Source organism: Pantoea sp. CTOTU46764, assembly GCF_031974595.1.
In the GTDB taxonomy this organism is placed as follows: domain Bacteria; phylum Pseudomonadota; class Gammaproteobacteria; order Enterobacterales; family Enterobacteriaceae; genus Pantoea; species Pantoea trifolii.
In genome coordinates this window covers 12,154-37,663 of record NZ_DALYOQ010000036.1, presented here as the reverse complement: position 1 = coordinate 37,663, position 25,510 = coordinate 12,154, and the positions used below count along the sequence as shown (strand labels likewise).

Here is a 25,510-nt window from a genome sequence, read left to right as displayed (position 1 = left end):
CGGTGGTGCTTACCACCGCAGTACCGTTTCCGAGGTCGTACACTGCGGCGTCATCACGCGTTTCGTTGCCCACCAGCAGTTGCGGATCGTGAAACGGGCTAAGCTCACTGCGCAGAATGGTTTCTAAAACCTGCGGTGAAATTTTGCACCCGCAACCCGCACCGTGGCTGTATTGGGTTAAACGAAGAGGTTCACTCATGGCGACTTCCTTATGCGATGAACAGAAGGCGCTATGTTAGCCTGGCTGTTAGTTGGGAGTAAGTGTTGCACGACCTAACCTCGATCTTTCGCACAGGCTTTGTGCAATCTCTGCAACGGCGCCTAACCTGCCGTAAAAGGCGGCCGTTGTCTGTCAGAAATAACTGACAAACTGCGCGGTGTCTGGCGCAACCACGGTGGTGTTGGCTTTCAACTGCGGCGTACCGAGATAGAGGAAACCGACAATCGCATCCTGTTCGCGGCAGCCGAAGGCTTCGCGCACGGATGGATGTTCGGTCCACGGACCGCTGCGCCAGATGCCGTTGAAACCTTGCGCCACGGCTGCCATTTGCATCGCCATCACCGCACAGCTTGCAGACGCCAGCTGTTCCCAATGCGGCACTTTGGCGTGCTCTTCACAATGCGCCACCACGGTGATGATCATCGGCGCGCGAAAAGGCGCGGAAGCGGCTTTGTCGATCGCCTTCTGCTCAAGGTTGCTGTCGCGCGCAGCTTGTTCCAGCAAGTTAGCAAAACGCTCGCGCCCTTCATTTTCGACAATAATGAAACGCCAGGGCTGTAATGTGCCGTGATCGGGTGCGCGCATCGCGGCGTGTAGAATATTTTGCAACGCTTCCCCCGCCGGAGCCGGTTCTGCCAGACGTGACGCCGAGCGGCGATTAACTAATAAATCCAGTGCATCCATTATTCTTCTCCCGTGAATAAAAAGCGTGGGCTAATCCTGGCACAGCGCGATCTTTTGTAACAGTCTGGCGCGATTTCCTGCTGACTTTTCGCACGCCGCTCTTTAGGATGAACCCGACATCGGGGCAGACCGCGTGCTGGCTGCCCTGCTACGTGAATATGGAGAGTTTATGCGCACTTTGTGGCGAATTATTTCCGGCCTGTTCCGCTGGACCTGGCGGGTACTGAATTTTATTCGGGAATTTATTCTTAATTTATTTCTTATTGTATTGATCCTGGCGGGCGTCGGGATTTGGCTGCAGGTTTCCAGTTCCAATAGCAGTGAACCTGTGCAGCAAGGCGCGCTGAAAATCGATCTGAGCGGTGTGCTGGTCGACAAACCTTCCGTCAGCAACCGTTTGAGTCGTATCAGCCGCCAACTGTTAGGCGCCAACAGCGATCGCCTGCAGGAGAATTCCCTGTTTGACGTCGTTGACGCGATCCGACAAGCCAAAACCGATAAAAACATCACTGGCATCGTGCTGGAACTGCGTGACTTTGCTGGTGGCGATCAACCTTCGCTGCAATATGTGGGTAAAGCGCTGCGCGAATTCCGTGACGCCGGCAAACCTATTTACGCGGTCGGCGACAGCTATAGCCAGGCGCAATACTACATTGCCAGCTATGCCAACAAGGTCTATCTCTCACCGCAGGGCACGATTGATCTGCACGGCTTCGCCACCAATGGTCTGTACTACAAATCTTTACTGGATAAGTTGAAAGTTAACTCGCATGTGTTCCGCGTAGGCACTTACAAATCTGCGGTTGAGCCATTCCTGCGTGACGATATGTCACCGGAAGCGCGCGACGCCGACGGACGCTGGATTGGCCAGTTGTGGCAGAATTACCTGAATACCGTGGCGGCCAATCGTCAGATCACCCCAGAACAGCTGTTCCCTGGCGCAGCCGGCATCATTAGCGGTCTGCAAGCGGTACAAGGCGATACGGCGAAATATGCACTGAACAATAAATTAGTGGATGTGCTGGATACGCGTGCGGCCGCCGATCAGGAACTGGTGAAAACCTTTGGCTGGGACAAGGCAAATAACGATTACCGCAGCGTCAGTATCTACGATTACACCGTTAAACAGCCGCCGCAGAGTCAGGATGGCAATATTGCGGTAATCCTCGCCAGCGGTGCGATTATGGACGGTGAAGAGAGCGCCGGAAACGTCGGTGGTGATACCACGGCGTCGCAAATTCGCGATGCGCGTCTGGATCCGAAAATCAAAGCCATTGTGTTACGTGTTAACAGCCCAGGCGGCAGCGTCACTGCGTCGGAAGCGATTCGTGAAGAACTGGCGGCAGCTCACGATGCGGGTAAACCGGTGGTGGTTTCGATGGGCGGCATGGCAGCATCCGGTGGCTACTGGATTTCAACGCCTGCTGATTACATTGTGGCGGCCGCCAGCACGCTGACCGGTTCAATCGGTATCTTTGGCGTGATTAACACCGTTGAAAACAGCCTGAGTTCGGTAGGTGTGCATACCGACGGTGTGGCTACATCGCCGCTGGCGGACGTCGCCACCACCAAAGCGCTGCCAACCGAAGTGCAGCAGCTGATGCAGCTGACCATTGAGAACGGCTATCGTAACTTCGTGGGCCTGGTGGCGACCTCGCGTCACAAAACGCCTGACGAAATCAATGCGATTGCGCAAGGTCACGTCTGGACCGGTAGCGATGCGAAAGCCAATGGTCTGGTCGATGCGTTGGGTGACTTTGACGATGCCGTAGCAAAAGCCGCTGAGTTGGCGAAAGTCGCCAAGCCGGAGTTGAGCTGGTATCAGGATGATCCGGGCATGATCGATCTGCTGCTGAATCAGATGAACGCGTCGGTTCAGGCGGTGTTGCCGGCTGCGCTGAAAGTCTGGCTGCCTGCGCCAATGCTGGACGTGATGAGCGCAATGAAGCAGCAACCAGGCTTACTGAATAACCTTAACGATCCGCAAAATCGCTACGCTTTCTGCCTGAACTGCGGCAACGTACGCTAATCTTTACAGCCCGGCCGCTGGTCGGGCTGCTTTTCGTTTGCAATCCCCTTATACTGCGCGTTTTACGGCAAGTCTGAGTTCCTTCATGCAAAAGAAAAATATCTACGTAGCCTACACCGGCGGCACCATCGGGATGCAGCGCTCTGCGCAGGGCTACATTCCGGTATCGGGTCATCTGCAGCAGCAGCTGGCAAACATGCCCGAATTCCATCGGCCTGAAATGCCGGCTTTCACTATCCATGAATATCAGCCGCTGATGGATTCCTCGGACATGACGCCGCAGGATTGGCAATCGATTGCGAACGATATTAAGCAAAACTACGATCGCTACGATGGCTTTGTGATTTTGCATGGTACCGACACCATGGCCTTCACCGCTTCGGCGCTCTCCTTTATGCTAGAGAACCTCGCTAAGCCGGTGATTGTAACCGGCTCGCAGATTCCCCTGGCAGAATTGCGTTCTGATGGTCAGCAAAACCTGCTGAACTCGCTGTACGTAGCGGCCAATTATCCGATCAATGAAGTTGCCCTGTTTTTCAACAACACGCTGTTCCGTGGCAACCGCACCACCAAGGCGCATGCGGACGGCTTTAATGCCTTCGCGTCGCCAAACCTGGCGCCATTGCTGGAAGCGGGCATTCATATCCGCCGGTTAAATACGCCGCCCGCACCGCAAGGTCACGGCGAGCTGATTGTGCATCCGATTACGCCGCAGCCGATTGGCGTGGTGACAATCTATCCGGGTATCTCTGCCGACGTGGTGGGTAACTTCCTGCGCCAGCCGGTGAAAGCGTTGATCCTGCGTTCCTACGGTGTGGGCAACGCGCCGCAAAACGCCGAGTTTCTGTCGGAACTGCAACAGGCCAGCGATCGCGGCATTGTGGTGGTGAATCTGACGCAGTGTATGTCCGGCAAAGTCAATATGGGCGGCTATGCCACCGGCAACGCGCTGGAGCATGCGGGCGTAATCAGCGGTTTTGATCTCACGGTTGAGGCGACATTAACCAAACTGCATTTTTTATTAAGTCAGAACCTCACCAGCGCAGAAATTCGTGCCAAAATGCAGCAGAATTTACGCGGCGAACTGACTGAAGATTGATACGGAGCGAACGAATGAAGCGGGCATTGATAATTATCGATATTCAGAATGATTTTTGCCCCGGCGGCCCAATGGCGGTACGTGATGGTGACCAAACGGTTGCTGTTGCCAATCGATTTGCGCGTGAGTTTCACGATCGGGGCGAATGTGTGGTGGCATTGCAAGACTGGCATCCAGCCAATCACGGCAGCTTCGCCTCAATCTCCGGCGAGCCGGTTTACACGCTGGGCGAATTAAACGGTTTAGCGCAAATCTGGTGGCCGGATCATGGTATTGAGAACTCTGTCGGTGCGGATTTCCATCCCGATCTCGATCGTTCTCTGATTGATGCCGTGTTCCACAAAGGTGGCGATGTTGAGGTGGACAGCTACAGCGCCTTTTTCGATAACGGCCATCGCCGCAAAACAGAACTCGACAGCTGGCTTCGCGAGCGCGGCATCAGCGATTTAGTGATGCTGGGTATTGCGACCGATTACTGCGTCAAATACAGCGTACTGGATGCGCTGGAGTTGGGTTACAACGTGGAGGTGGTTAAAGAAGGCTGCCGCGGCGTGAACCTGAATCCGGATGACAGTGAAATTGCGTTCGAGCAGATGGCGGCGCAAGGTGCGGTATTAATCTGAAAATAAGGGGCTGGTGAGAACCAGCCCTTTAGCTTTTTAGTGCAGATTGATGCGTGTGACATCGGGCTCAATGCCGAACTCTTCTTTCAGCTGTTTCTTCGATTTCATCACCATATCGCCACCTTTGCTGATGGTCATATGTTGGGGATCGTCATTGTGGCGCGCCTGCCACAGCATCACCAATTGCAGGCAATTCTCTTTCTGCTCCGGCGTTAGCGCAACGCCATCCGGCCATTTGCCGATTTCAACCGCCGTGGAGAGTCGTTCGTAGACTTCCGGCGTCATCGCCTCCAACATCGCTTCCAGTTCCTGTTTCATGCTTAGCCCTCTTGCTGATTGCCCTGCTCATCAGTGAAGTTTAGCGAAGCGGAGTTCACGCAATAGCGCTCGCCGCTTGGCTGTGGGCCATCCGGGAACACATGCCCTAAATGCGCATCACAGTTGCCACAACGAATCTCAACCCGATGCATGCCGTGTGAATCATCTTCCAGATAGCGGATAGCTTCGTCACTGAAAGGCTGATAGAAACTTGGCCAGCCACAGCCTGAATCATATTTAGTTTCGGAGAGAAACAGCGGCGAGTTACAAACTAAGCAGTGGTAAATCCCTTCCTGCTTGTTGTGCAGCAAGGCGCCCGAGAAAGGGGGCTCCGTTCCACGATGCTGAGTGACATAGCGCTGCATTTCGGAAAGCTGCGCAATTTTTGCGTCGGGTGCGGTGTCTTTAGCCATTTTGAGTTCCGGAGTGTCATTCTGAAAAAATCGACTAGTATTCTAACAAACGTACAACATCTATCGGGTCTTTTTTCGTGCTAACGCATCCGACATCTCTTCCACAGCACGATTTTGTGATGGCGATCACCCTTTGCAAAAGTCATCCCTTTTCAGCCCGCATTCGGCGTAACATAGGCGCGCAATAAGGGTGCTGCGTAAGCGATTGCGCAACGAATTATTCCTGGTGTTGGAATTGACCTGTCGCAACAATTGACACGATTCCGCTTGACGCCTGGTAAGGTTTTTGTAATTTTACAGCCAACCTTTTATTCACTAACAAATAGCTGGTGGAATATATGACTATCAAAGTAGGTATTAACGGTTTTGGCCGTATCGGTCGCATCGTTTTCCGTGCTGCGCAGCAGCGTTCTGACATCGAAATCGTCGCGATCAACGATCTGCTTGACGCCGATTACATGGCATACATGCTGAAGTATGACTCTACTCACGGTCGTTTTGACGGCACTGTAGAAGTGAAAGATGGTGCACTGATTGTTAACGGTAAGAAAATCCGTGTTACCGCTGAGAAAGACCCGGCTAACCTGAAGTGGGACGAAGTGGGTGTTGACGTTGTTGCTGAAGCTACCGGTATCTTCCTGACCGACGAAACTGCACGTAAACACATCACCGCTGGCGCGAAGAAAGTGGTTCTGACGGGTCCTTCTAAAGACAGCACCCCAATGTTCGTACGTGGCGCTAACTTTGACAAATATGCTGGCCAGGACATCGTTTCTAACGCGTCTTGCACCACTAACTGCCTGGCTCCACTGGCTAAAGTTATCAACGACAACTTCGGTATCGTTGAAGGTCTGATGACCACCGTGCACGCAACTACCGCAACCCAGAAAACCGTTGATGGCCCGTCTCATAAAGACTGGCGTGGCGGCCGTGGCGCAGCGCAGAATATCATCCCATCGTCTACTGGTGCAGCTAAAGCGGTTGGCGTTGTTCTGCCAGAGCTGAACGGCAAACTGACCGGTATGGCGTTCCGCGTTCCTACTCCAAACGTGTCTGTGGTTGACCTGACTGTTCGCCTGGAAAAACCAGCGACCTACAAAGAAATTTGTGCAGTGATCAAAGCTGAGTCAGAAGGCAAAATGAAAGGCGTTCTGGGCTACATCGAAGACGACGTGGTTTCTACCGATTTCAACGGCGAAACCCTGACTTCAGTGTTCGATGCTAAAGCAGGTATCGCTCTGAACGACAACTTCGTGAAACTGGTTTCCTGGTACGATAACGAAACTGGTTACTCACACAAGGTTCTGGATCTGATTGCACTGGTTGCTTCTAAGTAAGCTAATCGGCTAAACAGACAAGGGGTGACTTCGGTCGCCCCTTTTTTTCGACTGGATAAAGAGAAGGTCTGACCATGCAAGATACGCTTTATACCCTTCCGGTAGTGAATCAAATCACCCCTTATCTGTCACAGCGTCAGCAGGGTGATTTGCCGATCGTGGTGATCAGCCATCCCAAAGTACGTGCGGCGATTGCCCTGCAAGGCGCACATCTGCTCTCGTGGCAGCCGAGCGGCCAGCAACCGGTGATTTGGCTCAGTGAAAAAACCCCGTTTACGACGGGTAAAGCAATTCGTGGCGGCGTGCCTATTTGCTGGCCGTGGTTTGGTCCGGCAGGCGAACCGGCACACGGTTTTGCACGTAACATGCCATGGACGCTGACCGCCCATGACGAAAACGAAGATGCCGTATTGCTGACTTTCACACTGGAAAGCAACGCACAAACTAAAAAGCTGTGGCCACACGATTTCACCCTGCTCGCTCGTTTCCGCATTGCTGAGCATTGTGAAATTGAGCTGGAAGCCTACGGTGATTATGAAGCCACGGCGGCGTTGCACAGCTACTTCCAGATTGCAGATATCGCGCAGGTCGAAGTGAGCGGATTGGGTAATAGCTTTATCGATAAGGTTAACGATAATGCGGTTGGCGCATCAGACGGCAAACAGACCTACCCTAATCGCGTTGATCGTATTCACACGGCGGCGGATGACTGCAGCGTGATTCATGATAGAGCCGGCAAACGTCAGATCGAAGTCTATCACCACTATCAGAGTGACGTTGTCACGTGGAACCCAGGTCCGGAATTGTCCTGCAGCATGGGTGATATGCCAAATCAAGGCTACAAAACCATGGTGTGCGTGGAAACGGCACGCATTAGCAAGCCGTTAAAAAGCGCGGGCGAATCCCCTGCGCGTTTGGGCACCACGATTCGTATCGTCAACAAGTAATAAGATGCGGCGCTGTTGCGCCGCTAAACCACATCCAATGCGGTTTTAGTCAGTGGCGCAGGAAACGCCCGATCGATGATGCTTAGCTCTTCATCCGTTAGATTGATGCCAAGCGCCGCCGCATTTTGCTGCACATGTACAACGCTGCTGGCTTTTGGAATGGCTAAAACGCCCGGCTGACGTATCACCCAGGCCAGCATCACTTGCGCCACGCTAATGCCCTTCTGTTGTGCAATCTGTTGAAGATGCGCATCCTCAAACAACGCCTGTCGCAATCGTCCAGCCTGAGCCAACGGGCAATAGGCCATGATAGGCATCTCGCGCTGCTGACATTGTGGCAGTAAATCGTACTCGATTCCGCGCGACGCTAAGTGGTATAGCACCTGATTGGTTAAACAGGCCTTGCCGCCGGGCTCATGCCACAGTTCCAGCATATCGTCGTGGTCAAAGTTAGAGACGCCCCAATGGCGAATTTTGCCCTGCTGCTGCAACAACTCCATCGCGCGGATGGTTTCTTCTAAGGGCACATTGCCCCGCCAGTGCAACAGATAAAGATCGAGGTAATCGGTTTGCAAACGCTTAAGACTGCGCTCGCAGGCCTCGATTGCGTCAACTTCACCGGCATTCCATGGATAGACCTTCGATACCAGCCAGGCTTGATCGCGTCGACCGCGTAGCGCTTCACCAACCACCTGTTCAGCGCCGCCATCAGCATACATCTCAGCGGTGTCGATAACCTTGAGGCCAAGATCTAAGCCTGCCTGCAGTGCCGCCACTTCCTGGCTGTGCAATGATGGATTCTCGCCCATATACCAGGTTCCCTGGCCGATGGCGGGTAAAGCTAATTCACCGTGAAATTGAATGGTCTTCATTACTCCTCCTGTTGCGCTAAATTGGGGCTCGGGATTGGTGCAATGTAAAAAAACGCCTCATTATGAGGCGCTCATTTCATCATCAGAAGCTGTAACTGATGCCGGTCCAGAGTGTGTACTGCCCACTCTTATTGACCATCGGGCTATCTTTGATTTCGCTGTCGAAGCGCGTGTAACGGCCTGACAAGCTGGCGTTCCAGCTTTCAGTGATTTGGTAGCTGGCATTCATCTCAACGTACTGTGACCAGCTGTCATCAGGATGATACTCAGCGATGCCGGTACGCGCACTTTCATGCGATGAAACACCGTAGTAATAACGGTTCTGATTGGCGCTGTTCCACAGCGCGCCAATGCCCGGCGTCAGGCTGAAAGCACCGAAATTAAAGCGATATAAATAGGTGAGATCCCACATCATGCCGTTGCTGTTATTGAGCACATCACCCAGCAATGTGGTGCGCACGATGCCCCAATCAGCGACATGACGATAGTTGGCGCCGGCCATCAGCGTCATACGTCGCTTATCCAGCGCTTTCATATCACCCAAATCGTTGTCTTTCGGGTCGTACTCCTGCGGCGATCCCAGCACGGTCAGCGACAGCTGATTCTGCGGGTCTTTCCACAGGTAATAGCCGCCTTGCAGGCTGCGGAACCAGAAGTCTTCACCCTCATAATTAATCACCGGAATAGGCAGATAGCGGTCTTGTCCGCCCCGATAAGGTGACTGCGCGTAAATGACAGAAGCGCCAAGAGATAAGGGTTCTGCATGGGTGCCGAACGCCGCAAAATAACAAGGAACAGCCAGAGCAAGCGCTTTAAGTTTGAATTGGTTCACAATTTAATCAGTCCATTAATATAACAATCACACGCAGAGTCTAACCAAATTTTTGCTATCGGTTAACGTTTAATGATGCTCTCTAACCAGCTAAGGGAAATAATCTGAGTGGCTGCGACGCTCTCGCTGCTTAGGTTGAATGCCTCAGTGCTTATGAGACTTTGTTATTGATATATCGCTGAATAAGGAGAAAAGTGGCTGCAGGTTTTCTGAATGCCTTCTACAGTTAAATGTAAGACGAGACTTTTTTGTACGAGCAGAGTAACCATAAGAATTGTGTACCCCGATTAAAAAACGTCAGGTTGGCATAAGGGTTGCTGTACTCAATAAAGAATATCTTCCGGGAGCTGCTACAAACTTTTATTACGCTCCTTTACCTGTGCTAAAAACGAAAGGACGGGCATCGCTATGAATATATTCGATCACTATCGTCAGCGTTATGAAGCTGCCAAGGATGAAGAGTTCTCATTGCAGGAATTCCTCGCCATCTGTAAACAGGATCGCAGTGCCTACGCCAACGCTGCAGAGCGACTATTAATGGCCATCGGTGAGCCGGTGATGGTTGACACTGCGCAAGAGCCACGCCTTTCCCGCATATTCTCCAACCGCGTCATGGGACGCTACCCTGCGTTCGAAGAGTTTTACGGTATGGAGGAAGCGATTGAGCAAATCGTCTCCTATTTGAAACACGCCGCGCAGGGTTTGGAGGAGAAGAAACAGATCCTTTACTTACTGGGCCCAGTGGGCGGCGGTAAATCCTCGCTGGCGGAGCGCCTGAAAGCGCTGATGCAGCGTGTGCCAATTTATGTGCTGAGCGCCGACGGCGAACGCAGCCCGGTAAACGATCATCCACTCTGCCTGTTTAACCCACAGGAAGATGCCAATATTCTGGAAAAAGAGTATGGCGTACCACGCCGCTACCTTGGCACCATCATGTCGCCTTGGGCGGCAAAGCGCCTGCATGAGTTTGGCGGCGATATTACCCGCTTTAAAGTGGTGAAAGTGTGGCCGTCGATTCTTGAACAGGTGGCGATTGCCAAAACTGAACCGGGTGATGAGAACAATCAGGATATCTCTGCGCTGGTCGGTAAAGTTGATATCCGCAAACTGGAAAATCACGCACAAAACGATCCTGATGCTTACGGCTATTCAGGTGCGTTATGCCGCGCGAACCAGGGTGTGATGGAATTCGTCGAGATGTTTAAAGCACCGATTAAAGTGCTGCATCCGCTGCTGACCGCCACGCAGGAAGGTAACTACAACGGTACCGAAGGGATCTCTGCCCTGCCGTTCAACGGCATCATTCTGGCGCACTCCAACGAATCAGAATGGGTCACCTTCCGTAATAACAAAAACAATGAGGCGTTCCTTGACCGTGTTTACATCGTCAAAGTGCCTTACTGCTTACGCGTCTCCGAAGAGATCAAGATCTACAACAAACTGTTGGATCACAGTGAGTTGACCACTGCGCCATGCGCGCCGGGTACGCTGGAAACGTTGGCCCGCTTCTCCATTCTGTCGCGTTTGAAAGAGCCGGAAAACTCCAGTATCTACTCAAAAATGCGCGTTTATGATGGCGAGAGCCTGAAAGATACCGATCCAAAAGCGAAATCCTGGCAGGAGTATCACGATTACGCGGGCGTTGATGAAGGCATGAACGGCCTTTCTACCCGCTTCGCGTTTAAAATCCTGTCGCGCGTGTTCAACTTCGACCATGCCGAAGTGGCGGCCAACCCGGTGCACCTGTTCTACGTACTGGAGCAGCAAATTGAGCGCGAGCAGTTCCCGCAGGATCAAGCCGAGAAGTATCTGGAACACCTGAAAGGCTACCTGATTCCAAAATACGCCGAGTTTATTGGTAAAGAGATTCAGACTGCCTATCTGGAGTCCTACTCTGAATACGGTCAGAACATCTTTGATCGCTACGTCACCTACGCTGATTTTTGGATCCAGGATCAAGAGTATCGCGATCCTGACACCGGACAGCTGTTTGACCGCGAATCGCTGAACGCCGAGCTGGAAAAGATTGAGAAACCTGCCGGGATCAGTAACCCGAAAGATTTCCGTAACGAGATTGTCAACTTTGTGCTGCGTGCCCGCGCGCAGAATAGTGGGCGCAATCCGAACTGGACCAGCTACGAAAAACTGCGCACGGTCATCGAGAAGAAAATGTTCTCGAACACCGAAGAGTTGCTGCCGGTGATTTCTTTCAATACCAAAACCTCAACGGACGAGCAGAAAAAACACGATGATTTTGTCGATCGCATGATGGAAAAAGGCTATACCCGCAAGCAAGTACGTCTGCTGTGCGAATGGTATCTGCGCGTGCGTAAATCTTCATAATCGTTATCTGTAAGCGTCGCGGCGCTTCGGTGCTGCAACAGGAGGCCGGGTTTTTCCGGCCTAAGCTTGCAATGCAGTTTGGGGGATTTTTATGGCCTATTTTATCGATCGGCGTCTCAACGGTAAGAACAAAAGCGCCGTCAACCGGCAGCGCTTTCTCCGCCGTTATAAGGCGCAAATCAAGCAATCGATCTCCGAGGCCATCAATAAGCGTTCGGTGACCGATGTCGAGAGCGGCGAATCGGTCTCGATTCCAGTTGACGATATTAATGAGCCGAGTTTCCATCAGGGGCGCGGCGGCAGTCGCCATCGCGTTCATCCTGGAAACGACCATTTCGTGCAAAACGATCGCATTGAACGTCCGCAAGGTGGTGGCGGCAGCGGCGGTAGCGGCCAGGGCAACGCCAGCCAGGACGGTGAAGGCCAGGATGAATTCGTCTTCCAGATTTCCAAAGATGAGTATCTCGATTTGCTGTTCGAAGATTTGGCGCTGCCAAACCTGCGCAAGAATCAGCATCGTCAATTGAACGAGTACAAGACCCATCGCGCCGGTTACACCGCAAACGGTACGCCGGCGAACATCAGCGTGGTGCGTTCTCTGCAGAACTCGCTGGCACGTCGTACGGCGATGACAGCGGGTAAACGCCGCATGCTAAACGAACTGGAAGCTACGTTAACCGAAGTGGAAAACAACGAACCGGCTCAGCTACTGGAAGAGGAGCGTTTACGCAAAGAGATCGCTGAGTTGCGCGCGCGCATCGATCGCGTGCCGTTTATCGATACTTTTGACTTGCGCTACAAAAACTTCGAGAAGCGGCCAGAACCCTCCAGCCAGGCCGTGATGTTCTGTTTGATGGACGTTTCAGGTTCGATGGATCAGGCCACCAAAGATATGGCGAAGCGTTTCTATATTCTGCTGTATCTGTTCCTGAGTCGTACTTACAAGAACGTCGACGTGGTTTACATTCGCCATCACACTCAGGCGAAAGAGGTCGACGAACAGGAGTTCTTCTACTCGCAGGAAACGGGCGGCACCATTGTTTCCAGTGCACTGAAGTTGATGGATGAAGTGGTTAAAGAGCGTTATGACCCATCACAGTGGAACATCTATGCGGCGCAAGCGTCGGATGGTGATAACTGGGCCGATGATTCACCGCTCTGCCACGAGATTTTAGCCAAGCATATTCTGCCGGTTGTGCGCTATTACAGCTACATCGAAATCACGCGCCGCGCGCACCAGACCTTGTGGCGTGAGTATGAGCATCTACAGGCGATGTTTGATAACTTCGCAATCCAGCATATTCGCGAGCCAGAAGACATCTACCCAGTATTTAGAGAACTTTTTCACAAGCAGGCTACAGAAGCCTAAGTCTTTAAGCCGGTCACTGACCGGCTTTTTCTTTGCAGCAGCCCCGCTCACTTCCCGCCATTTCTTGTTGTTTTTTCATACAAATTTAGCTGTATATGGGATACGCCCCCACAGAATGAAAAAATGTGCAATTAAGCGCTGACAAGCTATTGATAAGGCATTATCTTTCCACCTTGTCTGTGTGAATCCCCCGCAGTTTGTCTTTTTTGCCCCGCCGCAGGAGAACGCCGTTGAATACCAGCATGATTTACAGTGTGTTTATTATTGGGTCCGTGCTGGTAGCAGCAAGTATTTTACTCAGTTCCTTTTCCTCGCGCCTTGGCATTCCGATTCTGGTGATCTTTCTCGCACTCGGCATGTTGGCCGGCATTGATGGTATTGGTGGCATCGCGTTTGATAACTATCCGGTTGCCTATCTGGTCTCTAACCTGGCGTTAGCCATCATCTTGCTTGATGGCGGTATGCGCACCAAAGCGACCTCGCTAAAAGTGGCGCTCGGCCCGGCGCTATCGCTGGCGACGGTCGGGGTGATGATCACCGCAGGTTTAACCGGCGTTGCCGCAGCCTGGTTGTTTAAACTCGACCTGATGCAGGGCTTCCTGATTGGCGCGATTATCGGTTCCACCGATGCCGCCGCTGTATTTTCGTTGCTGGGTGATAAAGGCCTCAACGAACGTGTCAGCTCCACGCTGGAGATTGAATCTGGTAGCAACGACCCGATGGCGGTGTTTCTCACCATCACGCTGATCGACATGATTCAGCAAGGCCAGTCAGGTTTGAGCTGGATGTTCGTGGTGCATCTGGTGCAGCAGTTTGGTCTCGGCATTGTATTAGGTCTTGGCGGCGGCTGGGCGCTGCAGCAATTGATTAACCGCATCAATCTTGCACAAGGTTTGTATCCCTTGCTGGCGTTAAGCGGCGGCATCATCGTGTTTGCGCTGACTACGGTGATGGAAGGCAGCGGTATTCTGGCAGTGTATCTGTGCGGCTTTCTGCTGGGCAATAGCCCAATTCGCAACCGCCACGGTATTTTGCAAACCTTTGACGGCATGGCATGGCTGAGCCAAATCGGCATGTTTATAGTGCTGGGTTTGCTGGTGACGCCGTCCGATTTATGGCACATCGCGGTGCCGGCGATGATTCTGTCGCTGTGGTTGATTCTGATAGCACGCCCACTATCGATTCTGGTTGGCCTATTGCCTTTCAAGGGCTTCACCGGACGCGAACGTATCTTTATTAGTTGGGTGGGCCTTCGTGGCGCGGTGCCGATCATCCTCGCCGTCTTCCCGATGATGGCCGGACTGGAAAACGCCAAGCTCTACTTCAATATCGCCTTCTTTGTGGTGCTGGTATCGCTGATGCTGCAAGGTACGTCGCTGGGCTATGCCGCGAAACGCGCCAAAGTAGTGGTGCCGCCAACCGCCTCGCCGATTAGCCGGGTGGGACTGGATATCCATCCGGAGAATCCGTGGGAGCAATTCATTTACCAGTTGGGCGCAGACAAGTGGTGCGTTGGCGCGGCGCTGCGTGATTTGCAGATGCCCCGCGAAACCCGCATCGCCGCCCTGTTCCGTGACAATGTGTTGATGCACCCCAATGGCAACACGCGTCTGAAGGAAGGCGATGTGCTGTGTGTGATTGGCCGGGAACGCGATCTCCCCGCATTGGGTAAAATGTTCAGCCAATCGCCGCCGGTATCGCTGGATCAACGCTTCTTCGGCGACTTTATCCTCGATGCCGAGGCACGTTTGAAAGATGTGGCGCAAATTTACGGGCTGGAGCTGGATGAACAAACCAACGATCAGCAGTCGTTAGGACAGCTGGTGATGAGTTTGCTGGGCAGTACGCCGGTGGTTGGCGATCAGGTGGAATGGAACCAGTTAACCTGGACGGTGGCAGAAAAAGAAGACAATCAAATCGTGAAAATTGGCGTACGCGTAATGGAAGACAAGGAATAATCCGAGGCCATTTTCGCTCGTAAACTTTGTGTGAACGACTATGCTCACTATTCAACCCAGTTAATACGGGAGAATGTAATGGGACACGTGGTGAAGATTGGTCGTTATGAAATTGTTGATGCAGAGTTCAATACTGACAATGGCGACACTGTGAGTATTCCCTGCCATACCAATCCCGGCCTGAGTGACCAACTCGACGGCTGGGATGTGGATACCAGTGTACCGGCATGGATTGATGAAGAGGCTGTCGATCTGCAAATCGGACACTACGATAAGCAGCAGGATCTGTGGGTACTGAAAAAACCTGCCTGACTGGCTGGCGCCGCCATTGATGGAAATGGCGGTCATTCCGAAAAGCCGTCTTAAAATGAAGCGTTATTTCCGCGATTAATTAACTTTTAACATTATTTTTCAAATAGATAGCCAATTATTTCTTGAGTCATTTTTTTCCTTTTCAGACTATTTCCATATTAACTCTGTCAAATAACTCCTGCATACTCTTAAACGTTGCTGCAGCTTTTCGTGACGTGCATCACGTCTCAAACGGTCCTTTCCTTGCAGCGCTTATGGCAGCACAGACTTATAAATCGCTGAAAGAATTATTCTTTCTGCTTTTCAGCGGATCACTCCTGAGCGCGTACTTGATTCTGGTCAGGCCATCTTTTACTTAAGAAAAGAGAGCAGGTTTTATGGCAAGTACTTTGATAATGAATGATGCAACCCGCTCGTGGAGCGGACTGCGCAAAAACCTCATCGCAAAAGTCGCACTTAGTTTCTCCGATTTAATAGCGTTAAATCTGGCATTGTTTTTATCTGCCGCCACCGTACAAGGTATTTGGGGCGAACTGGATACGTTTATTCCGCCTCAGCAGATTGAATATCGGTTTATTGCCCAATTTAGCCTTTCTATTCTTTGCACCGCCTGGTTCTGGGTGCGTATGCGTCACTACACCTATCGCAAACCGTTTTGGTTTGAATTGAAAGAAGTGATTAAAACCCTGTTCGTTTTTTCTCTGCTTGATCTGGCATTGATTGCCTTTTCAAAATGGGACTTCTCGCGCATGGTTTGGGTGTTCAGCTGGACTTACGCCCTGCTGCTGCTCCCGCTGATGCGTGCCGTGGTAAAACGCGCGATCAACCGTGCAGGTCAGTGGCAGAAGGAAACCATCATTATTGGTTCCGGTAAAAACGCCATGGAAGCCTATGCTGCGCTGCAGAGCGAAGAGATCCTGGGTTACAACGTGCAGGCGTTCATTTCACTGGACGATGACCAACAGCACGAAAAAGTGAATGGTGTGCCGGTGATCACCTGGAAAGACATCAACTGGCAAACCATGGACCGTGACAACACGCAATTTATCGTCGCCACCGAATTTGAGCAGCAAGTAGTGCGCGATAAATGGCTGAAGTTCCTGTCCAAAATGAAGTGCCGTTCGATTTCTGTGATCCCAACGCTGCGCGGCGTGCCGCTGTATGGCACCGACATGTCATTCATCTTTAGCCATGAAGTGATGATCCTGCGCGTCAGCAACAATCTGGCAAAACGCTCTTCACGCTTCCTGAAACGCACCTTCGATATTGTGGTGGCATCCATGCTGCTGCTGTTCCTCGGTCCGGTATTTGGTCTGTTGTGTGCGATGGTGAAACGTGACGGCGGCAATGCGATTTATGGTCATGAACGCGTTGGACAGGATGGCGTTAAGTTTAAGTGCCTGAAGTTCCGCTCGATGGTGACCAACTCGCAGGAAGTGTTGCAAAATCTGCTGGCGACCAGCGAGGAAGCGCGCGCTGAATGGGATCGTGATTTCAAACTGAAAAACGATCCGCGCGTGACCAAAATTGGTAACTTCCTGCGCAAAACCAGCCTTGATGAGCTGCCACAGTTGTGGAACGTGATTCGCGGCGAAATGAGTCTGGTCGGTCCGCGTCCGGTGATTGAAGCGGAACTGGAACGTTATGCCGGTGATGTGGATTACTACCTGATGGCGAAACCGGGCATGACCGGCTTGTGGCAGGTCAGCGGCCGTAACGACACCGACTACGATACGCGCGTTTACTTCGATTCCTGGTACGTAAAAAACTGGGCATTGTGGACTGACATTGCGATTCTGTTCAAAACCGCTGGCGTAGTGGTCCGTCGCGACGGCGCTTACTGATACCCTCGAGGCGATGCCTGCTCACTTCGGCAGGCATCGCTTTTTTATCCCTTTCTTTTTCCCCTCAGAGTCATTACCCTTCCGGATTGTTTAACAGGTCGTTCGGTTCGTAATGCAAAAATTCACCTTAATTCTTCTTAGCCTGGTGCTGCTGGCGCCGCTGGGCATTGATCTTTACCTCCCTACATTGCCGCAAATCGCCGAAGGTCTTAACAGCCCGGTGAGCCTTATCCAGATCACGATTCCCCTGTTTTTATTGGTGATGGGCATCGGCCAACTGATTACCGGTCCGCTGGTGGATAACTTTGGTCGCAAGCCGATCGCCTTGATTGGACTGGCGCTTTATATCGTTGGCAGCGCGATAGCCGCCACCAGCACACTGTGGCCGGTGTTCTTCCTTGCGCGCATCATTCAGGGCTGTGCCGTGTGCTGCACTGCGGTGGTGGCATTCAGTGGCGTGCGCGATCGTCTCAGCGGCGAAGATGCCGCACGCGCTTACGGCTTTCTCAATGGTGCGCTAAATATCGTACCCGCGCTGGCGCCGCTGCTTGGCGGGATTCTGGCTGAAGCCTACGGCTGGCGTATGCCGTTCTGGTTCCTGTGCGGCTATGCGGTGGTGATCGGCTTGATCGTGATGCTGTGGCTGCCAGAAACGCGTCCAGCAGACACATTGCGCGTGAAAGGTTTACCGCTGGCGCAGTACGCTGCCATCGCCCGTGAACCGCGCTTCCTTGCCTTTGCTTTTGCCAATGCCGGCGCGCTGGGCATGGTGCTGACCTATGTGTCGCTAGCGCCACACGTGCTGATGACCGAAGGCGGCCTGACGCCGCTACAATTCTCCTTTGCCTTTGGCGCCAATGGTTTTTGGATCATGCTGGTTAGCGCTTTCGTGAACAAAACCATTCGCAAAGCGGGACGTCCATTCTGTCTGGCGATGGGTTTCGCCACCATGTTGATCGGCGCGATTCTGTTGATGATGGGCACCACGCTATTACCGGCAGCGTGGCAAAACCATTGGTCGCTGTACATGATTCCCGTGGCGGTTTCCGTTGCTGGTCTGGCGTTCACGGTTGGTCCTGCCACCAGCTACGCGCTGGAGCCGTATCAGCAGCAAGCGGGCGTGGCCTCAGCACTGCAGGGATTTATTCAGATGGCGTGTGGTGCGGGTGGCAGCATGGCAATCGTGGCATTACCTGTTGCGGAAAAATCATCACTGGCACTGATGATGCTGCTGGGTGCAGCGCTGGCCATGATCGCCTGGCGCTGCAGCAAGAAGATGCACGGTCGTGTGACCGCGCTTAAATAACCTCAACCGGAACGCGTGGCGCGAGCGCACACATCAGCTCGTAGCCCACCGTCCCGGCGGCTTTTGCCACCTCATCGATCTTCACCTGATTGCCCCACAGCTCAACCTTCGAACCGATGCCAGCCTGCGGGCAAGGTTCCAAATCGATCATCATCATGTCCATGGAGATGGCGCCGAGCGTTTGCGTGCGGATGCCATCCACACTGACTGGCGTGCCGGTTGGCGCATGACGCGGATAACCATCGGCGTAACCGCAGGCGACAATACCAATGCGCTGCGGGCCGCTGGCGTGATAGCGATAACCGTAGCCCACGCCGTCACCGGCGTTCAGCTGCTGCACACCAATGATTTCGCTGCTGAGCGTCATCACCGGTTGCAATCCGGTGCTGGCGATATCCTGCCAGTCGCCGCTCGGTGACGCGCCATAGAGAATGATGCCGGGACGCACCCAGTCAAAATGCGCTTCAGGATGCCACAGCGTAGCCGCTGAGTTAGACAGGGAACGCGGACAACTGAGCCCTTCCGCCGCCCGTTCGACGCATTTCATCGGCTCAACCAGACCTTGCGGATTCTCTGCATCGGCAAAGTGCGCCATCAACGTCATTTCACCGACGTTCGGCAAAGCACGCAGTTTTTGCCACGCCGCATACGCCTGCTCAGGTCGAAAACCAAGTCGGTTCATGCCGCTGTTGATTTTGAGGTAAACATCGACCGGTGCCGACAGCTGCGCTTTTGCCAGCGCCTGAATCTGCCAGTTGCTGTGTACGCTGGTGGTGAGACGATAGCGATCGATCAGCGCTAAATCGTCAGCATGGAAGAAGCCTTCCAGCAGCAGGATCGGCTTTTTCCAGCCCTGCTCGCGCAGCAAGATCGCCTCTTCCATATTCAGCAGCGCAAAGCCGTCGGTTTCGGCCAGACTTTGCCACACGCGGGCCACACCGTGACCATACGCATTGGCTTTCACCACCGACCAGACGCGTGATTGCGGTGCTGCCTGGCGTACGACAGCCAAATTATGACGCAGTGCCTGTTGATTGATGGTGGCACCGGTTGGACGTGACATGCTTTTACTCTCCCTGAGGTCTCAGCGCGCCGCGCTGGCGTTACGCAGCGGCGAAGAATGTGGCTCAAAACCTGGCAGGTAGCGCAGCACTGACAAATCATCTGCGGCAATCGCCGGTTTCTGACCGGAAATTAAATCAGCCAAAAGCTGACCGGAACCACAAGCCATGGTCCATCCCAGCGTACCGTGCCCGGTATTGAGATAGAGATTGGAGAGCGGCGTGCGCCCGACAATCGGCGTACCGTCTGGCGTCATTGGACGCAATCCGGTCCAGAACGTGGCCTGTTCGACAAATCCGCCTTCAGGATAGAGATCGCGGACCACCATCTCCAGCGTTTCGCGTCGTGCCGGCAACAGTTTGGTGTTAAAACCAACAATTTCTGCCATGCCGCCCACGCGAATGCGATCGTCAAAGCGCGTGACCGCCACTTTGTAGGTTTCGTCGAGGATGGTGGAAACCGGTGCAGCGTCAGCGTTCTTAATGGGGATGGTCAGCGAATAACCCTTCAGCGGATAAACCGGGATGGCGAGAATGTCTTTCAGCAGCGCGGTTGAATAGGAACCGAACGCCACCACGTAAGCATCGGCTTTAATCACCTCATCGCCACACTTCACGCCATAAATGCGATTGCCCTCGCGCAGCAACTGATCAACCGACGTGTTGTAGCGGAAGGTCACGCCCGCCGCCGCAGCCATTTCTGCCAGGCGCTGAGTAAACAGCTGGCAGTCGCCGGTTTCGTCGTTAGGGAGACGTAAACCGCCGGTGAGTTTATGCGCCGTCGCCGCCAGCGCGGGTTCGACATTTTTCAGCTGATGCGCTTCCAGTAACTCATAGGGAACGCCCGCATCGCGCAGCACGGCGATATCTTTGCTGGCGCTTTCGAACTGTTGCTGCGTACGGAACAGCTGCAGCGTGCCGCCCTGACGACCTTCATAGGCGATGCCGGTGCTGGCGCGCAGTGTTTTCAGGCAGTCGCGGCTGTACTCCGCGATACGCACCATGCGGCTTTTATTCTCTTGATAGTGCTGCATGTCGCAGTTACGCAGCATATTCCACATCCATTCCAGCTGGAACTTACTGCCATCGAGACGAACCGCCAGCGGCGCGTGACGCTGGACCATCCATTTGACCGCTTTGAGCGGAACGCCCGGCGCCGCCCAAGGCGCGGCATAGCCCGGTGAGATCTGCCCCGCATTACCGGCGCTGGTTTCCAGCGCGGCGGCAGGTTGACGATCGATGACCGTGACCTCATGTCCGGCCTGCGCCAGATACCAGGCGCTCGCCACACCAACGACACCACTACCAAGAATTACTACGCGCATAAGCCCCTCGTCGCAGCAAAAGAATAATTAACTATTAACCAAGCCCAAGACAGCATAACCCGACCGCCACTCAAATCTTACATTCGACCGACTTATTTCACATGTTTTTTACCTGACTGCACACTGAAATCATGCAACAGAGGCAAAATCAGGATTTTTTATGCCTTAAATCCCTTAATCAGCCATTTATTATGTGGAAGGCAGCGGTTTTGACTTTTTTCAGGAGAAAGCGCCGCAGTCATACAATCCACTTACAAACAGAGCATTATTCTAACAAGCAAAATAAAACCAACATTTATAACAAGTATCGACTTAACTACCGCTTTTTGAATGATTTTCTGCCAAAAGAATTCGATTGAGATTCAGTTTCGGATAGGCGACAGTGGACTATCATTGAAGTGTTCGCTCAGTTTTATTGGGCCATCTTTACTCAGGATGAGGCCTTAAACGATCGTGACAGGTAATTCCTGCCGCTTGCAAAACAGAGGTGCGCTATGACGACAATCTTTGACGAGCCAACCCGCAACAGTAAACGACTCAGTGATGGTCCCGACTGGACTTTCGAACTGCTGGATGATTATCTGGCGGAAATTGACCGCGTAGCCAAAAGTTACGGACTGGAAACCTATCCGCACCAAATTGAAGTGATCACCTCAGAGCAAATGATGGATGCCTACTCCAGCGTAGGTATGCCGATCAACTATGCACACTGGTCGTTCGGCAAGAAATTCATTGAAACGGAACAGCGCTACAAGCACGGTCAGCAAGGCCTGGCGTATGAGATCGTCATCAACTCCAATCCGTGTATTGCCTATTTGATGGAAGAGAACACCATGACCATGCAGGCGCTTGTGATGGCGCACGCTTGTTACGGTCACAACTCTTTCTTCAAAAATAACTATCTGTTCCGCAGCTGGACCGATGCCAGTTCTATCGTGGATTACCTGCTATTTGCGCGAAACTACATTACCGACTGCGAAGAGCGCTACGGCGTGGAGGAAGTTGAGCGGCTGCTCGATTCCTGCCATGCGCTGATGAACTACGGCGTGGACCGTTATAAACGTCCGCAGAAAATTTCGCTGCAGGAAGAGAAAGCGCGCCAGCAGAGCCGTGAAGAATATTTGCAGAGTCAGGTGAATACGCTGTGGCGTACGCTGCCGCGTAAAGAGAAGGAGTCGGTGCACGTTGAGGCATCGCGCTACCCTTCTGAACCGCAGGAAAACCTGCTCTATTTCATGGAAAAAAATGCGCCGCTGCTGGAATCCTGGCAACGTGAAGTGCTGCGCATTGTGCGTAAGGTTAGCCAGTATTTCTATCCACAGAAACAGACGCAGGTGATGAATGAAGGCTGGGCCACGTTCTGGCACTACACCATCCTTAATCATCTGTATGACGAAGGCAAAGTGTCGGAACGCTTTATGATGGAATTCCTGCACAGCCACACCAACGTGGTGTATCAGCCGCCGTATAACAGCCAGTGGTATAACGGCATCAACCCGTATGCGCTGGGCTTTGCGATGTTCAAGGACATCAAGCGTATCTGTCAGACGCCAACCGAAGAAGATCGCTACTGGTTCCCGGACATTGCCGGTTCGGACTGGCTGAAAACCATGCATTTCGCCATGCGCGAGTTTAAAGATGAGAGCTTTATCAGCCAGTTCCTGTCACCAAAAGTGATGCGTGATTTCCGCTTGTTCACGGTAATGGATGATGACCGCAACAATTTCCTCGAAATTGCAGCGATCCATGATGAAGCGGGTTATCGCGCCATTCGTCAGCAGTTGTCGGCGCAGTACAATCTCAGCAATCTGGAACCGAACATTCAGGTCTACAACGTGGATTTACGTGGCGACCGCTCACTGACGTTGCGTTATGTGCCGCAACAGCGTGCGCCGCTCGATAAGAGCCGCAAAGAAGTGTTGAAGCATGTGCATCGTTTGTGGGGCTTTGATGTGATTCTGGAGCAGCAGAACGAAGACGGTAGCGTCGAGTTGCTGGATCGTTCACCCGCGCGCGGCCCAACGCTATAAAGCAAAAAAACCGGACTGATGAGGTCCGGTTTTTCTTTTATCGCTTGCTGGCTAAATCGTCCGGCATGCTTTTCTGCATCTTGTGCCAAATCTCACCGCTGCGACGACCGTATTCACGCACGCTGTCGACAATCTGCTCCTGCGAAGGGTTAGCCACGCATAGATCAGCCAATTGGCGATAGAAGTTACGCGCCAGTTCTCGCGCTTCCAGGCTGGAGAAATAGTGACGACCAACGCGGGTATACAAGCCTTTCAGCCCGTTCAAAATCAGACCATAAATCGGGTTGCCCGAGGCAAACGCCAGGCCACGGAACACGCGATAATCCAGCTCGGTATAGGCTTCGGCTTTATCCTCCTCGATCAGCGCATTCTCCAGCACTTCACGCGCTTTTTCTGGATGATGACGCAGCGCACGGCTGATAAAAATCGACGAGATGTTGGTGCGCACCGACAGCAGATTATCAATCAACTGAGGAACGCTATCGTGATCGAGTCGGGCCAGAGTTTCGAGGATGTTTAAACCGGAGGTTTCCCAGAAATCGTTAACGCGCGTCGGTTTGCCATGTTGAATGGTCAACCAGCCATCACGCGCCAGTCGTTGCAACACTTCGCGCAACGTGGTGCGTGTTACGCCAATCAGTTCAGAAAGCTCACGTTCGGCAGGTAGAATGGATCCCGGCGGAAAACGACTGTTCCAGATGCTTTCAATAATATACTCTTCAGCAAATCCCGCGGGGCTCTGCGCCTTAATCACCATAGCATTTATTTCTCGTTGCTTTCTTTATCGTAATGCGACTCATCATACCAGAGCGGCTATAGCGGAAATAGCCTGCCAACCGATTAAAAGCGCGCGCTGGCGCAAAATTCAGCCGTGAATACAGAGGAAACTCTTTGGCCGGGCACACGTTTGCATTGTGCCTGCGGCTTGCATTTATCGAAGGACGCGACTGGCAGGATATTTTTTGGCCTCAACGCGACTTAAGTCATTTTTGTACATGATTTTTTCCCGTTACCTGGCTGGCACGGTTGCGCTTTTGGTTTACACTGCGAAACATTAACGGTTACAGGAAAAGCAATATGTTGCGATATTTGAATCAATGCTCGCGTGGACGTGGTGCCTGGCTTCTGCTGGCCCTGACGGCGTTGGCGTTTGAATTGACGGCGTTGTATTTTCAGCACGTGATGGGGCTGCAACCCTGCGTAATGTGTATTTATGAACGTTGCGCGCTGTTTGGCGTGATGGGCGCGGGCATTGTGGGCGCTATTGCGCCGAAAACCCCGCTGCGCTGGGCGGCCATTCTCATCTGGATCTACAGCGCGATTGAAGGCACGCGCCTCTCTTACGATCACACCATGATTCAACTGCATCCCAACCCGTTTGTCACCTGCGACTTTGCCGCGCGTTTCCCAACTTGGTTGCCGCTGGATAAATGGTTGCCTTCTGTATTCGTAGCGAGCGGTGATTGCGCTGAGCGCGGCTGGACCTTCCTGACCTGGAGCATGCCGCAGTGGATGATCGTGATTTTTGCCGCTTATCTGCTGGTGGCGCTGCTGGTGCTGATTGCACAACCGTTCAAACCGAAACGCCGCGATCTGTTCGGACGTTAAGCACAAACAAAACAGGCAGCCTTGGCTGCCTGTTCTATGTTTAACCGTTGCGATCCGGTCGATCGATAATATGCTCTTCCCAATCCCGCACTTCACTCTCCCGCACCGCAATAAAACGCACGGAAATGCGCTGCGCATGCATCGCCTTTTTAGAACCGGCGATCAGCGGATGCCACGCCGGCAAGGTTTTGCCTTCCCCTAATACGCGATAGGCGCAGGTGCGCGGCAGCCATTCAAAACTGGTGAGGTTTTCACGCGTCAGCTTGATGCAATTCTCTTCCAACTCAAAACGATGCTCGTAGTTACGACACTGGCAGGTTTTGATATTCAGCTGATTGCAGGCCACGTTGGTGAAGTAAATTTCGTCAGTGTCCGCATCCTGCAACTTATTCAGGCAACATTGGCCGCAGCCGTCGCACAGGGATTCCCACTCTGCGTCGTTCATTTGGTCAAGGCGTTTAGTCTGCCAGAAAGGTTGTTCAGTCATGATGGCGGTCCGGGTTAGCAAAGAGACCGCACCTTATAAAGGTTCAGGTGCGGTGATGCAAGTTTTACAGAACGCGCGTCGAAATACCGTGACCGGCCAGCGTGATTTCCAGCTTATCGCCAGAGCGCATTGGGCCAACGCCCTCTGGCGTCCCGGTCAGCACCACATCGCCCGCGCGCAGCGTGAAATATTGGCTCATATAGGCAATCAGCGGCAGAATTTTGTGGATCATATCAGCGGTCGTGCCGTGCTGACGTACTTCACCGTTAACGACAAGCTTCAGTTCGGTGTTCTGTGGATCGCCGCTAAACTCAGAAACGGGAATAAAACCCGACAGCGGACACGAGTTATCGAAACCTTTGGATTTTTCCCACGGTTGCCCCGCTTTCTTCAAACCGGCCTGCACGTCGCGTAAGGTCAAATCCAGCGCGACGCCATAACCGGCAATCGCCTTCGCCACGTGCTCTTCGCTCGCCTGCTTCAGCGTCGAGCC

General features: G+C 52.9%; 23 protein-coding genes and 1 pseudogene. 13 read left to right on the top strand and 11 right to left on the bottom strand.

The window, feature by feature from the left end:
- Together RTM06_RS13405 and RTM06_RS13400 are read right to left on the bottom strand one after the other, a co-directional pair.
- Nucleotides 1-142: pseudogene (locus RTM06_RS13405) on the bottom strand (selenide, water dikinase SelD); the annotation flags it as partial.
- A gap of 210 nt (nucleotides 143-352) precedes the next feature.
- Entirely contained in the window at nucleotides 353-904 is a 552-nt protein-coding gene (locus tag RTM06_RS13400) for an NAD(P)H nitroreductase (protein ID WP_256696585.1), read from the bottom strand.
- 169 nt (nucleotides 905-1,073) lie between these two features.
- Between RTM06_RS13400 and sppA the strand changes: the two genes are divergently transcribed.
- The 3 genes from sppA (at nucleotide 1,074) to pncA (ending at nucleotide 4,655) form a co-directional block, all read left to right on the top strand.
- Nucleotides 1,074-2,933 carry a signal peptide peptidase SppA gene (sppA, locus tag RTM06_RS13395; protein WP_312182761.1) on the top strand — a complete coding sequence of 620 codons (1,860 nt, stop codon included), beginning with the start codon at nucleotides 1,074-1,076 and terminating at the stop codon, nucleotides 2,931-2,933.
- A gap of 85 nt (nucleotides 2,934-3,018) precedes the next feature.
- A complete protein-coding gene (gene ansA / locus RTM06_RS13390; RefSeq protein ID WP_008110353.1) occupies nucleotides 3,019-4,032 on the top strand; it encodes an asparaginase in 1,014 nt (337 codons plus the stop codon).
- Nucleotides 4,033-4,046: 14 nt separating this feature from the next.
- Nucleotides 4,047-4,655, top strand: coding sequence for a bifunctional nicotinamidase/pyrazinamidase (pncA, locus tag RTM06_RS13385; protein WP_154156339.1), 609 nt, complete (start codon nucleotides 4,047-4,049; stop codon nucleotides 4,653-4,655).
- A 36-nt stretch (nucleotides 4,656-4,691) separates the two neighbouring features.
- Here the strand turns inward: pncA and RTM06_RS13380 are convergent, their stop codons facing one another.
- Both RTM06_RS13380 and msrB read right to left on the bottom strand, forming a co-directional pair.
- Nucleotides 4,692-4,973, bottom strand: coding sequence for a YeaC family protein (locus RTM06_RS13380; protein WP_101764217.1), 282 nt, complete (start codon nucleotides 4,971-4,973; stop codon nucleotides 4,692-4,694).
- Nucleotides 4,974-4,975: 2 nt separating this feature from the next.
- On the bottom strand, nucleotides 4,976-5,386 hold the full coding sequence (msrB, locus tag RTM06_RS13375) for a peptide-methionine (R)-S-oxide reductase MsrB (protein WP_008110360.1): 411 nt from the start codon (nucleotides 5,384-5,386) through the stop codon (nucleotides 4,976-4,978).
- A 338-nt stretch (nucleotides 5,387-5,724) separates the two neighbouring features.
- Between msrB and gapA the strand changes: the two genes are divergently transcribed.
- Entirely contained in the window at nucleotides 5,725-6,723 is a 999-nt protein-coding gene (gene gapA / locus RTM06_RS13370) for a glyceraldehyde-3-phosphate dehydrogenase (RefSeq protein WP_007889697.1), read from the top strand.
- 74 nt (nucleotides 6,724-6,797) lie between these two features.
- On the top strand, nucleotides 6,798-7,670 hold the full coding sequence (locus tag RTM06_RS13365; RefSeq protein ID WP_312182757.1) for a D-hexose-6-phosphate mutarotase: 873 nt from the start codon (nucleotides 6,798-6,800) through the stop codon (nucleotides 7,668-7,670).
- Between the two features lie 23 nt (nucleotides 7,671-7,693).
- Here the strand turns inward: RTM06_RS13365 and RTM06_RS13360 are convergent, their stop codons facing one another.
- Nucleotides 7,694-8,542 (bottom strand): aldo/keto reductase, encoded by an 849-nt coding sequence (locus RTM06_RS13360; protein ID WP_312182755.1) that lies wholly within the window; start codon nucleotides 8,540-8,542, stop codon nucleotides 7,694-7,696.
- Nucleotides 8,543-8,624: 82 nt separating this feature from the next.
- Nucleotides 8,625-9,374 (bottom strand): MipA/OmpV family protein, encoded by a 750-nt coding sequence (locus RTM06_RS13355; RefSeq protein WP_312182753.1) that lies wholly within the window; start codon nucleotides 9,372-9,374, stop codon nucleotides 8,625-8,627.
- 408 nt (nucleotides 9,375-9,782) lie between these two features.
- Between RTM06_RS13355 and yeaG the strand changes: the two genes are divergently transcribed.
- From yeaG to RTM06_RS13325, 6 genes are all read left to right on the top strand, one after another.
- Nucleotides 9,783-11,717: a protein kinase YeaG gene (gene yeaG / locus RTM06_RS13350; RefSeq protein ID WP_008110364.1), complete on the top strand. Its 1,935-nt coding sequence runs from the start codon at nucleotides 9,783-9,785 to the stop codon at nucleotides 11,715-11,717.
- 91 nt (nucleotides 11,718-11,808) lie between these two features.
- Entirely contained in the window at nucleotides 11,809-13,086 is a 1,278-nt protein-coding gene (locus RTM06_RS13345; protein WP_312182751.1) for a YeaH/YhbH family protein, read from the top strand.
- Between the two features lie 230 nt (nucleotides 13,087-13,316).
- Complete coding sequence (locus RTM06_RS13340; protein WP_312182749.1) at nucleotides 13,317-15,044, top strand: potassium/proton antiporter; 1,728 nt, start codon at nucleotides 13,317-13,319, stop codon at nucleotides 15,042-15,044.
- A 78-nt stretch (nucleotides 15,045-15,122) separates the two neighbouring features.
- Nucleotides 15,123-15,356: a DUF1480 family protein gene (locus RTM06_RS13335; RefSeq protein ID WP_008110367.1), complete on the top strand. Its 234-nt coding sequence runs from the start codon at nucleotides 15,123-15,125 to the stop codon at nucleotides 15,354-15,356.
- A gap of 377 nt (nucleotides 15,357-15,733) precedes the next feature.
- Nucleotides 15,734-17,200 carry an undecaprenyl-phosphate galactose phosphotransferase WbaP gene (gene wbaP / locus RTM06_RS13330; RefSeq protein WP_312182746.1) on the top strand — a complete coding sequence of 489 codons (1,467 nt, stop codon included), beginning with the start codon at nucleotides 15,734-15,736 and terminating at the stop codon, nucleotides 17,198-17,200.
- A 112-nt stretch (nucleotides 17,201-17,312) separates the two neighbouring features.
- Nucleotides 17,313-18,506 (top strand): multidrug effflux MFS transporter, encoded by a 1,194-nt coding sequence (locus RTM06_RS13325; protein ID WP_256696591.1) that lies wholly within the window; start codon nucleotides 17,313-17,315, stop codon nucleotides 18,504-18,506.
- On the opposite strand, the gene dadX is transcribed toward RTM06_RS13325, so the two are convergent.
- Together dadX and RTM06_RS13315 are read right to left on the bottom strand one after the other, a co-directional pair.
- Nucleotides 18,499-19,569 carry a catabolic alanine racemase DadX gene (dadX, locus tag RTM06_RS13320; protein ID WP_312182743.1) on the bottom strand — a complete coding sequence of 357 codons (1,071 nt, stop codon included), beginning with the start codon at nucleotides 19,567-19,569 and terminating at the stop codon, nucleotides 18,499-18,501. The two genes, RTM06_RS13325 and dadX, sit on opposite strands and share 8 nt — an antisense overlap.
- 21 nt (nucleotides 19,570-19,590) lie before the next feature.
- The gene (locus RTM06_RS13315; RefSeq protein WP_312182741.1) at nucleotides 19,591-20,892 is read right to left on the bottom strand and encodes a D-amino acid dehydrogenase; all 1,302 of its coding nucleotides are present in this window, start codon (nucleotides 20,890-20,892) and stop codon (nucleotides 19,591-19,593) included.
- Nucleotides 20,893-21,386: 494 nt separating this feature from the next.
- Here RTM06_RS13315 and RTM06_RS13310 point away from each other — a divergent pair, with 494 nt between their 5' ends.
- The gene (locus RTM06_RS13310) at nucleotides 21,387-22,922 is read left to right on the top strand and encodes a SpoVR family protein (RefSeq protein WP_312182740.1); all 1,536 of its coding nucleotides are present in this window, start codon (nucleotides 21,387-21,389) and stop codon (nucleotides 22,920-22,922) included.
- Nucleotides 22,923-22,959: 37 nt separating this feature from the next.
- Here RTM06_RS13310 and fadR read toward each other — a convergent pair whose 3' ends face one another.
- Nucleotides 22,960-23,679 carry a fatty acid metabolism transcriptional regulator FadR gene (gene fadR, locus RTM06_RS13305; protein ID WP_008110376.1) on the bottom strand — a complete coding sequence of 240 codons (720 nt, stop codon included), beginning with the start codon at nucleotides 23,677-23,679 and terminating at the stop codon, nucleotides 22,960-22,962.
- A 320-nt stretch (nucleotides 23,680-23,999) separates the two neighbouring features.
- On the opposite strand from fadR, the gene dsbB reads away from it, so the two are divergent.
- Nucleotides 24,000-24,530 carry a disulfide bond formation protein DsbB gene (dsbB, locus tag RTM06_RS13300; protein ID WP_154156351.1) on the top strand — a complete coding sequence of 177 codons (531 nt, stop codon included), beginning with the start codon at nucleotides 24,000-24,002 and terminating at the stop codon, nucleotides 24,528-24,530.
- A 40-nt stretch (nucleotides 24,531-24,570) separates the two neighbouring features.
- On the opposite strand, the gene RTM06_RS13295 is transcribed toward dsbB, so the two are convergent.
- Entirely contained in the window at nucleotides 24,571-25,017 is a 447-nt protein-coding gene (locus tag RTM06_RS13295) for a YcgN family cysteine cluster protein (RefSeq protein WP_008110381.1), read from the bottom strand.
- Between the two features lie 64 nt (nucleotides 25,018-25,081).
- The coding region (locus RTM06_RS13290) for a fumarylacetoacetate hydrolase family protein (RefSeq protein WP_312182736.1) at nucleotides 25,082-25,510 on the bottom strand (429 nt) is incomplete at its 5' end.